A 12065-nucleotide genomic window follows, 5' to 3' on the forward strand; every position below is an offset into this window, starting at 1 on the left:
CGCCCGGGACACGCGTCGGCGGCCGGGAGTCCGTCCGTCCGGCCCCGGCCGCCCACAGCGCCCCTCACGGCTCCCGCACGCGCGGGACGCCTCACGCCTTCGGCGCCACCTTGCTCAGACCGTTGATGACGCGGTCCATCGCGTCGCCGCCCGTCGGGTCGGTCAGGTTGGCGAGCAGCTTCAGGGTGAACTTCATCAGCATCGGGTGCGTCAGACCGCGCTGGGCCGCGATCTGCATGATCTTCGGATTGCCGATGAGCTTCACGAACGCGCGGCCGAGGGTGTAGTAGCCGCCGTAGGTGTCCTTCAGGACGCGCGGGTAACGCTGGAGGGCGATCTCCCGCTGGGCCGGAGTCGCCCGGGCGTGCGCCTGGACGATGACCTCGGCGGCGATCTGCGCGGACTCCATGGCGTAGGCGATGCCCTCGCCGTTGAAGGGGTTGACCAGACCGCCCGCGTCACCGACGAGCAACAGCCCGCGCGTGTAGTGCGGCTGGCGGTTGAAGGCCATCGGGAGCGCGGCGCCGCGGATCGGGCCGGTCATGTTGTCCGGGGTGTAGCCCCAGTCCTCGGGCAGCGAGGCGCACCAGGCCTTCAGGATCTCGCGCCAGTCCAGTTCCTTGAAGGAGGCAGAGGTGTTGAGCACGCCCAGGCCGACGTTGCTCGTCCCGTCGCCCATGCCGAAGATCCAGCCGTAGCCGGGCAGCAGCCGGTCCTGCGGACCGCGGCGGTCCCACAGTTCCAGCCAGGACTCCAGGTAGTCGTCGTCGTGGCGGGGCGAGGTGAAGTACGTACGGACCGCGACGCCCATCGGCCGGTCCTCGCGGCGGTGCAGCCCCATCCCCAGGGACAGCCGGGTGGAGTTGCCGTCGGCGGCCACCACCAGCGGGGCGTGGAAGGTGACGTCCCGCTTCTCCTCGCCGAGCCTCGCCTTCACACCGGTGATGCGGCCGGTGCGGTCGTCGATGATCGGCGCGCCCACGTTGCAGCGCTCGTACAGCCGCGCGCCGGCCTTCTGGGCCTGCCGGGCGAGCTGCTCGTCGAAGTCGTCGCGCTTGCGGACCAGGCCGTAGTCGGGGAAGGAGGCGAGTTCCGGCCAGTCGAGCTGGAGGCGGACCCCGCCGCCGATGATGCGCAGGCCCTTGTTGCGCAGCCAGCCCGCCTCCTCGGAGATGTCGATGCCCATCGCGACGAGTTGCTTGGTGGCGCGCGGGGTGAGGCCGTCGCCGCAGACCTTCTCCCGCGGAAACGCGGTCTTCTCCAGCAGGAGCACGTCGAGACCGGACCTGGCCAGGTGGTACGCGGTGGTGGAGCCGGCTGGCCCCGCGCCCACGACGATCACGTCGGCGGTGTTGTCGGAGAGGGGCTCGGTCACGGCGGGATCTCCCCAAGTTCGATATCTGCGTGCCGACAGGCACTGGACACGGGCAGTCTATGCAGCGGAATCGATCACCCGGCTGAAGGGCTGCTTCCGTGAACCGAGCTCTGCCCGCTGTACGGCTCCGTGTACCCACCCACGAGGACGCCTTCGCCTGGCACCGGGTCTTCGCCGATCCGGACGTCATGGAGTTCCACGGCGGCGAGGCCGCGGAGCTGTCGGTCTACGAGGAACTCACCGCCCGCCAGCGGCGGCACGACGCCGAGCGCGGGTTCTGCCTGTGGACCGTGGTCGACGAGTCGGACCGCGTCCTCGGCTTCACGGGCGCCCAGCCCTGGGAACGGGCCTGGGGCCCGACGGGCGAGATCGAGATCGGCTGGCGCCTCGGCCGGGAGCACTGGGGCAGGGGGTACGCGACCGCCGCCGCACGGCAGACCCTGGAACGGGTGCGCGCCACGGGCGTCTCGGACGTGGTCGCCATGGTCGACGCCCGCAACACCCGCTCGGCCGCGGTCACCCGGCGGCTCGGCATGCGTCTCGCCGGGACGTTCACCACCCCGGTCTCACGCCGGGAGGGACACTGCTACCGGCTGACCCTGTGAAACCGGAATCCTGAACCACCGTTTCGACTACGCGATGTGACTGATTGTCACAGATAGCCACGCATCGCTTCCTGTCGGCGCACGGCCGGGTCTACCCTGCCGGTACCGCTGGGGGGTGAGGTCCGTGCGTGTGACACCCAGAAGAACGGACAGGACGCCGGAAGTGCGTGTTCCGCTCCTGGTCGGCCTGATGGCCGTGGACGCGCGCGAGTCCGCCCGCACACACGACCTGCTCCTCGACGCGCCGGACCGGCCGGACTTCCGCCGCACCGTGGTCGACCACGTCGTGCGCCAGTATCCGCAGCCGGGCGTCGAGGTGCCCCGGGGCTCCCTGGTCCATGTGTGGTTCGACTTCGGTGAGGGGGACGGCGGCGGCGGGGTGCGCGAGCCGCGCGCACCCCTGCCGCCCGGCGGCGGCATCCGGCGCGAACGGGAGGAACCCCGTGAGCCGGCCGCCCCCTGCGCGGCCGTCCTCAGCCGGCCTTGAAGCCCCGGTGCAGCGCGACCACACCGCCCGTGAGGTTGCGCCACGCCACCTTCGTCCAGCCGGCGCCCTGCAGCCGCTCGGCCAGGGCGGGCTGGTCGGGCCAGGCCCGGATGGACTCGGCGAGGTAGACGTACGCGTCGGGGTTCGACGACACCGACCGCGCGACCGGCGGCAGCGCGCGCATCAGGTACTCGGTGTAGACGGTGCGGAACGGCGCCCATGTGGGGTGCGAGAACTCGCAGATGACGATCCGTCCGCCGGGCCGGGTCACCCGGTGCATCTCGCGCAGCGCGGCGTCCGTCTCCTGGACGTTGCGCAGCCCGAAGGAGATGGTGACGGCGTCGAAGACGTCGTCCTTGAACGGCAGCCGGGTGGCGTCGCCGGCCGTGTAGGGCAGCCAGTCCCGGCGCTGCTTGCCGACCCGGAGCATGCCGAGGGAGAAGTCGCAGGGGACGACGTAGGCACCGGCCCGCGCGAAGGGCTCCGAGGACGTGCCCGTGCCGGCCGCCAGGTCCAGGACCTTCTGCCCGGGGCGCGCGTCGACCGCCTTCGCCACCTCCTTGCGCCAGATCCGGTCCTGGCCGAGCGACAGCACGTCGTTCGTCAGGTCGTACCGTTCCGCCACGTCGTCGAACATCGAGGCGACTTCGTGCGGCTGCTTGTCCAGGGTTGCGCGGGTCACGGGAGTTCGGCCTCACTTGTCCGGGTACGGGGCTTTCTCAGGATCGGTGCGTGCGTCATTGTCTCAGTCGGCCCCCTCTGTCTCACTGCCCCGGTGCGTCCCCCGGCCCCGGTCGGTCCGTCAGCGGCGCCGGTGCACCAGCCGGCCGCCCACGACGGTGGCCACGCAGGTCGACGCCCCGGCACGGACCAGCTCGGCCCGGTCCGCCACGTCGAACACCGCGAACCGGGCGGGTCCGCCCGGAACCGGCTTCGGCAGCAGGACGAGCGGCACCGGCGAGAAGGACGGCGGCCCCGGCAGGCGCGCCGGACGAGCGCCCACCACGAGCCCGGCCCGGCGCACGGCGTCCAGGGCCGGCCGGCCGCGCAGCTCGCCCGCGACGGCGACCGTTCCGTGCGCCAGCAGCCGCTGCACCCCGCGGCGCGCGCTGGCGCCGCGCCGTGACGCGTCGGCGCGGAAGATCTCCTGCGCCCGCTCCCCGGTGATCGGCTCGGTGCCGAACTCGTCGGCCTCGCGCGGGTCCGGGTGGTAGGTCCCTTCGAGCAGCTCGGGCCCGTAGGGGTTGAGCAACCCGGGGGTGAGGATGCCGGGCCACCGCCGCACCCGCGCCTGCGGGCGGGCGGCGGCCAGCTCCTCGTACGGGCCGACGGCGGCGACGAGCGGGCCGTCGATCAGGACGGCCAGTTCGGGCGTGGCCTCGGCGACGTGGATCGTGAGCACGGTCGCGTCAGTTCGCGGGGAGCAGCTTCAGCTCCGGGTGGGCCGTGCCGCCCTCGATCGCCGTGGAGGAGATGTGGGAGACCACCCGGTCGTCGACGGGGTCGTTCGCCGGGTCGTCGTGCACCACGAGGTGCTCGTACGTCGTGCTCCGCTGGGCGGGGACCCGGCCCGCCTTGCGGATCAGGTCGATGATCTCCAGGCGGTTGGAGCGGTGCTTGGCGCCGGCCGAGGAGACGACGTTCTCCTCCAGCATGATCGAGCCGAGGTCGTCCGCCCCGTAGTGCATCGAGAGCTGGCCGACCTCCTTGCCGGTGGTCAGCCAGGAGCCCTGGATGTGGGCGACGTTGTCGAAGAACAGCCGGGCGATGGCGATCATCCGCAGGTACTCGAAGACCGTGGCCTGGGTGCGGCCCTTCAGGTGGTTGTTCTCGGGCTGGTAGGTGTACGGGATGAAGGCGCGGAAGCCGCCCGTGCGGTCCTGCACGTCCCGGATCATGCGCAGGTGCTCGATGCGCTCGGCGTTGGTCTCGCCGGTGCCCATCAGCATGGTGGACGTCGACTCGACGCCCAGCCCGTGCGCGATCTCCATGATCTCCAGCCAGCGTTCGCCGGACTCCTTCAGCGGCGCGATGGCCTTGCGCGGCCGCTCGGGCAGCAGTTCGGCGCCGGCCCCGGCGAAGGAGTCGAGCCCGGCCGCGTGGATCCGCGTGATGGCCTCCTCGACCGACACCTTCGAGATCCGGGCCATGTGCTCGACCTCGCTCGCCCCCAGGCTGTGGATGACGAGCTGCGGGAACTCCTTCTTGATGGCGGCGAAGTGCTTCTCGTAGTACTCGACGCCGTAGTCCGGGTGGTGGCCGCCCTGGAACATGATCTGCGTACCGCCGAGTTCGACGGTCTCGGCGCAGCGCCGCAGGATGTCGTCGAGGTCGCGGGTCCAGCCCTTGGCGGTGTCCTTGGGCGCGGCGTAGAAGGCGCAGAACCTGCACGCCGTGACGCACACGTTCGTGTAGTTGATGTTGCGCTCGATGATGTACGTCGCGATGTGCTCGGTCCCGGCGTACCGGCGGCGGCGTACGGCGTCGGCGGCGGCGCCCAGCGCGTGCAGCGGGGCGTCGCGGTAGAGGTCGAGCGCCTCTTCGGGGGTGATCCGCCCGCCTGCGGCAGCACGGTCGAGGAGGGGCTGGAGGTCGGCCTTCTCGGTCACCGGGCGTCCCTTTCGTCAGGTTCGTAAGGGTTGTGGACGGGCTGAACCAGCCTACGCCAGCGGCCCACGGCACCCGACGTCAGGCCGTACCCGCATCCGGTGCTCATGCCCCGGCCTCAGGCCGTGTACGCGCCGATCAGCAGCCCGGCGAACGCGCCGGCGATCAGGAACGGCCCGAACGGTATGGCCGTCCTGCGCCCCGCCCGCCGCGCGACGACGAGGGCACCGCCGTACAGCGCCCCGGACAGGAACCCGGCGAAGGTACCGAGCATCACGGTGGGCCAGCCGTACCAGCCGAGGACCGCGCCCGCGCCGAGGGCGAGCTTCACGTCGCCGAAGCCCATGCCGCCCGGGTTGACGAGGAACAGGACGAGGTAGCCGGCGCCGAGCGCGAGAGCACCCAGCAGGGCGGTCGTCCACTGGCCCGCGCGCTCGGGAACGAGGGCGACCAGGCCGAGCAGGGCGAGGGCCGCTCCGGCGAACGGGAGGGTGAGCGGGTCGGGCAGCCGCTGGACCCGCAAGTCGACGACCGCCAGCAGCACGCCGACGGGCGCGAGCAGCAGCCAGACGCCCACCTCGGGCCGCGTGCCGGTGGCGGCGGCGAGGACGGCGCAGACCAGGGCGGTGACGACGGCGAGGGCGGTGCTCGAGCCGTACGAGGGCGCCGTGGCACACCGCCCGCACCGGGCCGGCCCGAGCCAGCCCGCCAGCGGGTGTCCCGCGGGGCAGACCGCCCGCCACTCCTCCCCCGCCGGCACCGAGAACCGGTAGGCCGCCCGCGGCAGCAGCGCGCCCGCCCCCGCACCCCACAGCGCGGCGGCCGCGACCAGCAGACCGGTCGTCACCCTGTACTCATCCCCGCCGTGCTCATCCCCTCCATGTTCGTCCCCGTCCTACTCATCCCCTCCGTACCCATCCCTCCGCGCTCATCCCGCCGCTGCGGCCCATGAGGTCGGCGGCGAGGGCGGTGAGCCGTCCCAGGGCGCCGAGGTCCCTACCGGCCCGCACCCTCTCGCGGACGGTATCCGGCACCTCGACCCCACGCCAATGGAACAGCCGCAGAATGACGCTCCGCGCCGGCCCTTCACGGCAGCCCTGCTCAAAGCCCTCCGTGCCGGGGGCGGTCTGCCGCTCGTGCGGACGGTGTTCCGCGACCGCTCGGCAGGACGGCGGCCTCGCCGTGTGCGATGCCCGGGCGCTCGCCCACGCCCCGGGGAGGACACACCGCCCCAAAGGCGTGAACACTTTGGCCACCACTGTCCTGATATCGCTCATTCGAGCGCTTAAGCAACACATGTACGCCAACTGCTCACGGTTTTCGGCACGGCACCCACCTCCGGCCCCGCAGCGCAGGGACCGTAAAGGTCCCCCACACCACCCGGCGGGGCACCATCCGCATCCGGTCCCGTCTGCGACGAGCCGACCATGAGCCCCCTTCCTGGGAAGGACGAGAAAGTGACGATACCGGGGGTGCCATCGTCCGCCTCGGGAATATTCCAGTCCGTCAAGTCACCGGGAGTGAGCGGCTCCCCGCACAGGAACAGTCCCGCCCACCTCTGCAGACCTCGGAAAACGAAGCGACGCACGCCGCCGCTGCCGTCGTCGTCGAGTTCAAGAAACTCGACGACGAACTCACCCGTCAGGTCAAGGACACAATGAAGGCCAAGGACGAACGAGGCGGTAAGGGCGATAAGCAGCGCCTCTCCGGCGCATCTGTGGCGCACCGCCCCACAGATGCGCCGTGGGCCCGGCTCCAGGATGGAACCGGGCCCACGGCGCGTGTTCTGTCAGTACTGGGTGACGGCGAGACCACCGGCCGCCGAGAGACCCTCGGGGGAGACGGAGGCGCCCAGGCCCGCGGTGACGCCGATGTTGCCGACCTCGGCGTGGACACCGAGGCCACCCGCCTCGGCCGCGACGCCGAGACCTGCGTTGGCGGCGGCGCCGGCGCCCGCCTGGCCACCGGAGATGGAGTCCAGATCGGCGTCGGAGATCTCGGCGGTCGCGACCTGGGGGACGAGGTTCATGGCGCGCGTTTCCCTTCGTGTCAACAATGAGCGGCGGCGGAGTTCGCCCGATTCCCGAACCCGGGATTATCTTCCGGCGAAACCGCGCGACCTGATCAAAGCACGCCGGGAATGAAGCGACCAGCGTCGTACGAACCGCACTCCCCAGTCAGCTGTCGTGGAATTCACGAGTGTGGCGAAGCAGTCGGCCGAACCCCTCACTTCCTTCACTCGTACTCGCCCGTAATTCGCCCGCCGGCGGCACTTGAAGGAAATGCGAGGCGGCTTCACCGTGGGGTCGTGCCCGCCGCACGACCCCACGGTGAACGGTGTGCAGATCCTCGGGATGTTCCAGAACCGGGCCGCCTCGGAACACGGTTCTCCTGCCCCCGTGCACCCGACGTCCGGAATCCACCGCCGTGTGTCCGGTCTCCGGTGGCGGATGCCACGGCGTCGCCGCCCGCCGGTGGTGGTCGGCGGGCGGTACGGGCGCCTCGGGCAGCCAGTCCTCGACGTCGAAGCGGCCGATCAGCGCCCCGTCCCCGTCCTGCGGTTGCACCTCTCCCCCAGGATCCGGGGAGACCGGGTCCCCCGCGCGCCCTGCCCCCGCCCGCCGCGTCGATGCCCGCCGCGTCGATGAACACGGCACGAGCGATTCCGGTGGTTTCGCCGACCGGAAAGCGGCGGGCACGGCCGCGGGTGCGCAGGACGAGAGCGCCGTCCTGCACGAACAGCCGGGAGGCGTGGCACCGTTCCAGGCCGAGGCCTCGCGAGGCGGCCGGTCTGAGGGCGGGTTCGGGGATCACCGGGTGCCCCCGTCGTAGAGGGAGGTGGCGGTGCCGTAGCCACCCTCCGCGCCGGCGGTGACGCCGGTGAGGGCGGCGCCCACCCGGACGTCGGTCCGGCCGGTGAAGTCGTACGGCGCGCCGCCGGCCGCGAGCAGTTCCCGCACGACCGGTGAGACGCCGTCGAGACCGGCGGCCAGGTCCGCCTTCTGATCACCCATCGCGCACTCTCACTTCCTCTCTCGGCTCAGCCGACCGCGTTCTCCTCCACCGCCCGACCGTGGGCCATCACATCGCAGCCGTGGAACACCCCTGTGAACACTCGATCGCGGTCATGCCTGAACCGCCGACGGCCTTCCTCCCCGTCGGCTTCTGTTGCCGTGTTCGTCGCTCCGGCAACGGGGAGGGTGCGGCAGCCACCCGCCCGCCACCAGCCGGGCCGCACCGCCCTCGGGGGCCAGCCGCCGGGCCACCTCCGCCGGGGTCGGACGGGCGCCGGGGTCCTTGTCCAGGCAGGCGGCCACCAGTTCACGCACCTGGTCGCCCGAGCCGTCCCGTCCACCCAGGTCGCCCAAGTCGCCCAGTTCCGGAGGCTCGTGGACGACCTTGTAGAGCAGCGCCGCCGAGGAGTCACCGCGGAACGGCGGCTCGCCCGTCGCCGCGTACGCCAGCACGGCGCCCAGCGAGAAGACGTCCGCCGCGCCCGTGACTCCCTTGCCCAGGATCTGCTCGGGCGACATGTAGCCGGGCGAACCGACGGACACGCCGGTCGAGGTGAGGGAGGCCGTGCCGTCCATCGCCCGGGTGATGCCGAAGTCGATCAACAGCGGGCCGTCCAGGGTGAGGAGCACGTTCGACGGCTTCACGTCCCTGTGCACCAGGCCCAGTCCGTGCACCGCCGCCAGCGCCTCGCCCAGGCCCGCGCCCAACGCCCTTACGGTGTGGGCGGGCAGCGGGCCGCCGTGCGTGACCGCCGACGTGAGGGACGGGCCCGCCGCGTAGGCGGTGGCGACCCACGGCACCCGGGCGTCGGGGTCGGCGTCCAGGACGGGGGCCGTCCAGGCGCCGCCCACCCGGCGCGCGGCCTCGATCTCGCGCCGGAACCTGGCGCGGAACTCCTCGTCCAGCGCGAAGTGCGGGTGCACGATCTTGACCGCGACCGTGCGGCCGCCGGCGCTGCGGCCCAGGTAGACCCGGCCCATGCCGCCCGCGCCGAGTCTGCCGAGCAGCCGGTACGGTCCCACGGCCGCGGGCTCGTCGACGTCGAGCGGCCGCATGGAGTCCACCCCGTCCACCCCTCCCCCGTCCCGCCCGTGCGCGGGAACCTTTCAGCAGGGTAGTGGGCGGCCCCGGCGTCCTCACGGCTGCAGCAGGTCGACCTTCACGTCCGCCGCGAAGCCCGTCGTCGGCCCCACCCGGCGGGCGAACTCGGTGACCGCCGCCAGCTGCGGGGGCCCGAAACTGAAGTCGAGGGTGGTGAAGTACTGGGCCAGGGTCTTCTCGTCGAAGGCCTCCCAGCGGGCCGCCTGTTCGGCGACCTTGCCGACCTCCTCCAGGGAGAGGTTGCGCGAGGCGAGGAACGCCTCGTGCACCTGGCGGGTGATGGCCGGCTCGCGCTCCAGGTAGTCGCGACGCGCCGCCCAGACGGCGAACACGAACGGCAGCCCCGTCCACTCCTTCCACAGCGCGCCCAGGTCGTACACGTCGAGCCCGTAGCGGGGCGCCTCGACCATGTTCGCGCGCAGTGCCGCGTCGCCGATGAGGACGGCCGCGTCGGCCTCCTGCATCATCAGACTGAGGTCGGGCGGGCAGGTGTAGTAGTCGGGCTTCACGCCGTACCGCTCGGCGAGCAGGAGCTGGGCCAGGCGTACGGAGGTGCGCGAGGTCGAACCGAGGGCGACCCGGGCGCCGTCCAGCCGCTCCAGCGGGACCTGCGAGACGATCACACACGACATCACCGGGCCGTCGCAGCCGACGGCGATGTCGGGGAAGGCGACCAGCTGGTCGGCGTGCTTGAGGAACTCGACCAGGGTGATCGGCCCGATGTCGAGATCCCCCTGCACGAGCTTCTCGCTGAGCTTCTCGGGGGTGTCCTTCGACAGCTCGAAGTCGAGGAGAGTGCCCGTTCTCGCGAGCCCCCAGTAGAGGGGCATGCAGTTCAGGAACTGAATGTGTCCGACGCGCGGCCGGGTGCGAGGATTGTCCACATCGCGAGGCTAGCCCTCATGCCGTGGAGCAAGCGCTCCGGGCCCCGCCATCGACTCCGCGCCCCTCGGGCATATGCCGGCACCGGTCCGGCATACGCCTGACATCGCCCCGCCGCCATCATCCCGCCATCGACCTGACATCCGCCCGACAACCGTTCGACATCCGCCCCCACACGGGACGGCAGTGACGTTGAAACATTCGGGTGACGTGATCTTGACCTCTATTGCGCGCGGGCGGTCGCGTGCTAGGCTCGTCCGCAAGTTGCAGTTTGGTTTCCCTTGCAGTACAGAGCCTGCGGAGCATGTGACCGCGGGCTCTCGTCGTTCTCAGACGGATGCGATTGTGCGGAATTGGTCTTCACACTTGCTGGGTTCTGGAGCAGGGCAACCCTTTGGGCCCAAGGAGGGCTTATGGCTACCGGAACCGTGAAGTGGTTCAACGCCGAAAAGGGCTTTGGTTTCATCGCCCAGGAAGGCGGCGGCCCCGACGTCTTCGTCCACTACTCCGCGATCAACGCGAGCGGCTTCCGCTCCCTCGAGGAAAACCAGCAGGTGTCCTTCGACGTCACGCAGGGCCCCAAGGGTCCGCAGGCGGAGAACGTCACCCCGGTCTGATCCTCGCCGATCCGGGAACGACTAGCAGTACCCAAGGAGCCCCGCGCCGTCAGGCGAAAGGGGCTCCTGCCTTTTCCCCGGCTCCCGCGTCAGAGCCACACCCGCTCCCCTGTCAGCGGCGGCGGCCGGGCTCCCCGCCCATGACGGATGCCACCCGCGCCTTCGGCCTCGACCTGTCGGAATCGATGATCGGGATCGCCCGCCGCGAGAACCCGGGCCTGCGTTTCGAACAGGGCTCGACGCTGGAGCCGGACCTCCCCTCATACGGCGCCCGTGGGTGATGCCGCCGAGGTCCAGGGTGATCAGTGCGGAGCCGTAGGCGCGGCCGTCGCCCAGGACCGTGGCACGGGGAGATCAGGGGGTGTGCGAAGCCAGTTCTCCCACCGTGCCGGGGCGAGACCGGAGGGGCGGCGCGGTCGCGCACGGCAGGTGGACGGTGGCCCGCTGCCTCGCCGGGCACGGCTTCCCGGAGGCGGTGGTGGTACGCGCCGGGTTCAAGGCACCGGTCCTGCTCCGGGCGCGGTGACGTACGGGGCTCAGGACGGATGCTTCGCTCTACGCGGCCCCGGCGACCGCCTTCACCTGACCGGGGAGGTCCGCCCGGTGTGAGCTGACCGGGCCTGCGTCGACGCCACTGCCCTCCGCACCGTCCCCGCCCTCGGCCGGTGACCAGCGGCGGCCCGCCATCAGGTCGCCCAGCCCTTCCCGGGAGAAGTTCATCAGGATGGCCGACGCCTGCCGGGCCGTGACGCCGGGGTGGCGTTGGCCCGGTCGGCGAGCGCCTCGGCGGCACCGACCAGGGCCTCCGCCAGCCCGGAGACCTCACCCTCGGGGAGGTCCGGGTTCATGGGGGTCCCCCCTGCTCGAGCAAAGTCGAGGACGTGGGGGAGCGCCTCGCGGGCTGCGGCGAGGATCAGCTCGGTCACGAAGGCCACGATCTCCGCGCGCATCGTGGCGACCTCGGCGGCGAAGACCTCGCCGTGCGTGCGGGCCTGGAGGTGCAGTACGGCCCAGGCGTCCGGGTGCCGGGCGGTGTGGGTGAAGAACGCCGTCAGGCCCGACCAGAGTGGGCGGTCCGCGGGCAGCCCCGGGCTCGCGTCCGCGCGCACCGCCTCGACGAGCGCCGTCGCCTCACGGCGGATGCACGCGGTGAACAGCTCTTCCTCGGAGTTCAGCTACAGGTAGACCAACGGCTTGGACACACCCGTCAGTTCGGCGATCTCGTCCATCGACGCGGCCGTGTACCCGCGTCGACCGAAGGTCCGTACGGCAGAGTCCAGCATCTGCTGTTCGCGGACCGCCCGCGGCATCCGCTTGCTCTTCACGGCACCCATACGGGCCACCCCACGAGCCCGTGGTGTCCTCCCGGTCCCGCC

Annotated in this window: 11 protein-coding genes and 4 pseudogenes; 5 read left to right on the forward strand and 10 right to left on the reverse strand. The window is 71.7% G+C overall.

Features of this window, described 5'->3' with window-relative positions; genetic code table 11:
* Positions 1–91: 91 nt before the first annotated feature.
* Positions 92–1375 (reverse strand): geranylgeranyl reductase family protein, encoded by a 1284-nt coding sequence (locus tag ACTWJ9_RS13615; protein ID WP_279334521.1) that lies wholly within the window; start codon positions 1373–1375, stop codon positions 92–94.
* Between the two features lie 98 nt (positions 1376–1473).
* Here ACTWJ9_RS13615 and ACTWJ9_RS13620 point away from each other — a divergent pair, with 98 nt between their 5' ends.
* On the forward strand, positions 1474–1980 hold the full coding sequence (locus ACTWJ9_RS13620; protein WP_387042203.1) for a GNAT family N-acetyltransferase: 507 nt from the start codon (positions 1474–1476) through the stop codon (positions 1978–1980).
* A gap of 190 nt (positions 1981–2170) precedes the next feature.
* Positions 2171–2467: a PASTA domain protein gene (locus tag ACTWJ9_RS13625; RefSeq protein WP_443295883.1), complete on the forward strand. Its 297-nt coding sequence runs from the start codon at positions 2171–2173 to the stop codon at positions 2465–2467.
* On the opposite strand, the gene ACTWJ9_RS13630 is transcribed toward ACTWJ9_RS13625, so the two are convergent.
* The 8 genes and pseudogenes from ACTWJ9_RS13630 to ACTWJ9_RS13665 all read right to left on the reverse strand — a co-directional run bounded on the left by ACTWJ9_RS13630 (position 2454) and on the right by ACTWJ9_RS13665 (position 10074).
* On the reverse strand, positions 2454–3149 hold the full coding sequence (locus tag ACTWJ9_RS13630; RefSeq protein ID WP_279334524.1) for a demethylmenaquinone methyltransferase: 696 nt from the start codon (positions 3147–3149) through the stop codon (positions 2454–2456). The genes ACTWJ9_RS13625 and ACTWJ9_RS13630 overlap by 14 nt on opposite strands.
* A 120-nt stretch (positions 3150–3269) precedes the next feature.
* Positions 3270–3869 carry a hypothetical protein gene (locus ACTWJ9_RS13635; protein WP_279334525.1) on the reverse strand — a complete coding sequence of 200 codons (600 nt, stop codon included), beginning with the start codon at positions 3867–3869 and terminating at the stop codon, positions 3270–3272.
* A gap of 7 nt (positions 3870–3876) precedes the next feature.
* Positions 3877–5076 carry a cyclic dehypoxanthinyl futalosine synthase gene (mqnC, locus tag ACTWJ9_RS13640; RefSeq protein ID WP_384212770.1) on the reverse strand — a complete coding sequence of 400 codons (1200 nt, stop codon included), beginning with the start codon at positions 5074–5076 and terminating at the stop codon, positions 3877–3879.
* A 116-nt stretch (positions 5077–5192) separates the two neighbouring features.
* Entirely contained in the window at positions 5193–5921 is a 729-nt protein-coding gene (locus ACTWJ9_RS13645; protein WP_279334527.1) for a prepilin peptidase, read from the reverse strand.
* A gap of 942 nt (positions 5922–6863) precedes the next feature.
* On the reverse strand, positions 6864–7103 hold the full coding sequence (locus ACTWJ9_RS13650) for a hypothetical protein (protein ID WP_279334528.1): 240 nt from the start codon (positions 7101–7103) through the stop codon (positions 6864–6866).
* 781 nt (positions 7104–7884) lie between these two features.
* On the reverse strand, positions 7885–8088 hold the full coding sequence (locus tag ACTWJ9_RS13655; protein WP_443295756.1) for a hypothetical protein: 204 nt from the start codon (positions 8086–8088) through the stop codon (positions 7885–7887).
* A 189-nt stretch (positions 8089–8277) separates the two neighbouring features.
* Positions 8278–9144: pseudogene (locus ACTWJ9_RS13660) on the reverse strand (serine/threonine-protein kinase); the annotation flags it as partial.
* Positions 9145–9225: 81 nt separating this feature from the next.
* Positions 9226–10074 (reverse strand): menaquinone biosynthetic enzyme MqnA/MqnD family protein, encoded by an 849-nt coding sequence (locus ACTWJ9_RS13665; RefSeq protein ID WP_384212759.1) that lies wholly within the window; start codon positions 10072–10074, stop codon positions 9226–9228.
* Positions 10075–10485: 411 nt separating this feature from the next.
* Here ACTWJ9_RS13665 and ACTWJ9_RS13670 point away from each other — a divergent pair, with 411 nt between their 5' ends.
* The 3 genes and pseudogenes from ACTWJ9_RS13670 to ACTWJ9_RS13680 form a co-directional block, all read left to right on the forward strand.
* A complete protein-coding gene (locus tag ACTWJ9_RS13670) occupies positions 10486–10689 on the forward strand; it encodes a cold-shock protein (RefSeq protein WP_003992177.1) in 204 nt (67 codons plus the stop codon).
* Between the two features lie 161 nt (positions 10690–10850).
* Positions 10851–10967 (forward strand): annotated as a pseudogene (locus tag ACTWJ9_RS13675) (SAM-dependent methyltransferase); the annotation flags it as partial.
* A 134-nt stretch (positions 10968–11101) separates the two neighbouring features.
* Positions 11102–11298: pseudogene (locus ACTWJ9_RS13680) on the forward strand (hypothetical protein); the annotation flags it as partial.
* Here ACTWJ9_RS13680 and ACTWJ9_RS13685 read toward each other — a convergent pair.
* Positions 11245–12023 (reverse strand): annotated as a pseudogene (locus tag ACTWJ9_RS13685) (TetR/AcrR family transcriptional regulator). The pseudogenes ACTWJ9_RS13680 and ACTWJ9_RS13685 overlap by 54 nt on opposite strands.
* Between the last annotated feature and the right edge of the window lie 42 nt (positions 12024–12065).

It is taken from the genome of Streptomyces sp. GDS52 (assembly GCF_052246875.1).
Classification (GTDB): domain Bacteria; phylum Actinomycetota; class Actinomycetes; order Streptomycetales; family Streptomycetaceae; genus Streptomyces; species Streptomyces cathayae.

What these genes read in the sequence shown, in the direction of transcription:
- ACTWJ9_RS13650 (WP_279334528.1), bottom strand. Translation starts at nt 7,103, where the DNA reads ATGAACCTCGTCCCCCAGGTCGCGACCGCCGAGATCTCCGACGCCGAT.
- ACTWJ9_RS13655 (WP_443295756.1), bottom strand. Translation starts at nt 8,088, where the DNA reads ATGGGTGATCAGAAGGCGGACCTGGCCGCCGGTCTCGACGGCGTCTCA.
- ACTWJ9_RS13625 (WP_443295883.1), top strand. Translation starts at nt 2,171, where the DNA reads ATGGCCGTGGACGCGCGCGAGTCCGCCCGCACACACGACCTGCTCCTC.
- ACTWJ9_RS13670 (WP_003992177.1), top strand. Translation starts at nt 10,486, where the DNA reads ATGGCTACCGGAACCGTGAAGTGGTTCAACGCCGAAAAGGGCTTTGGT.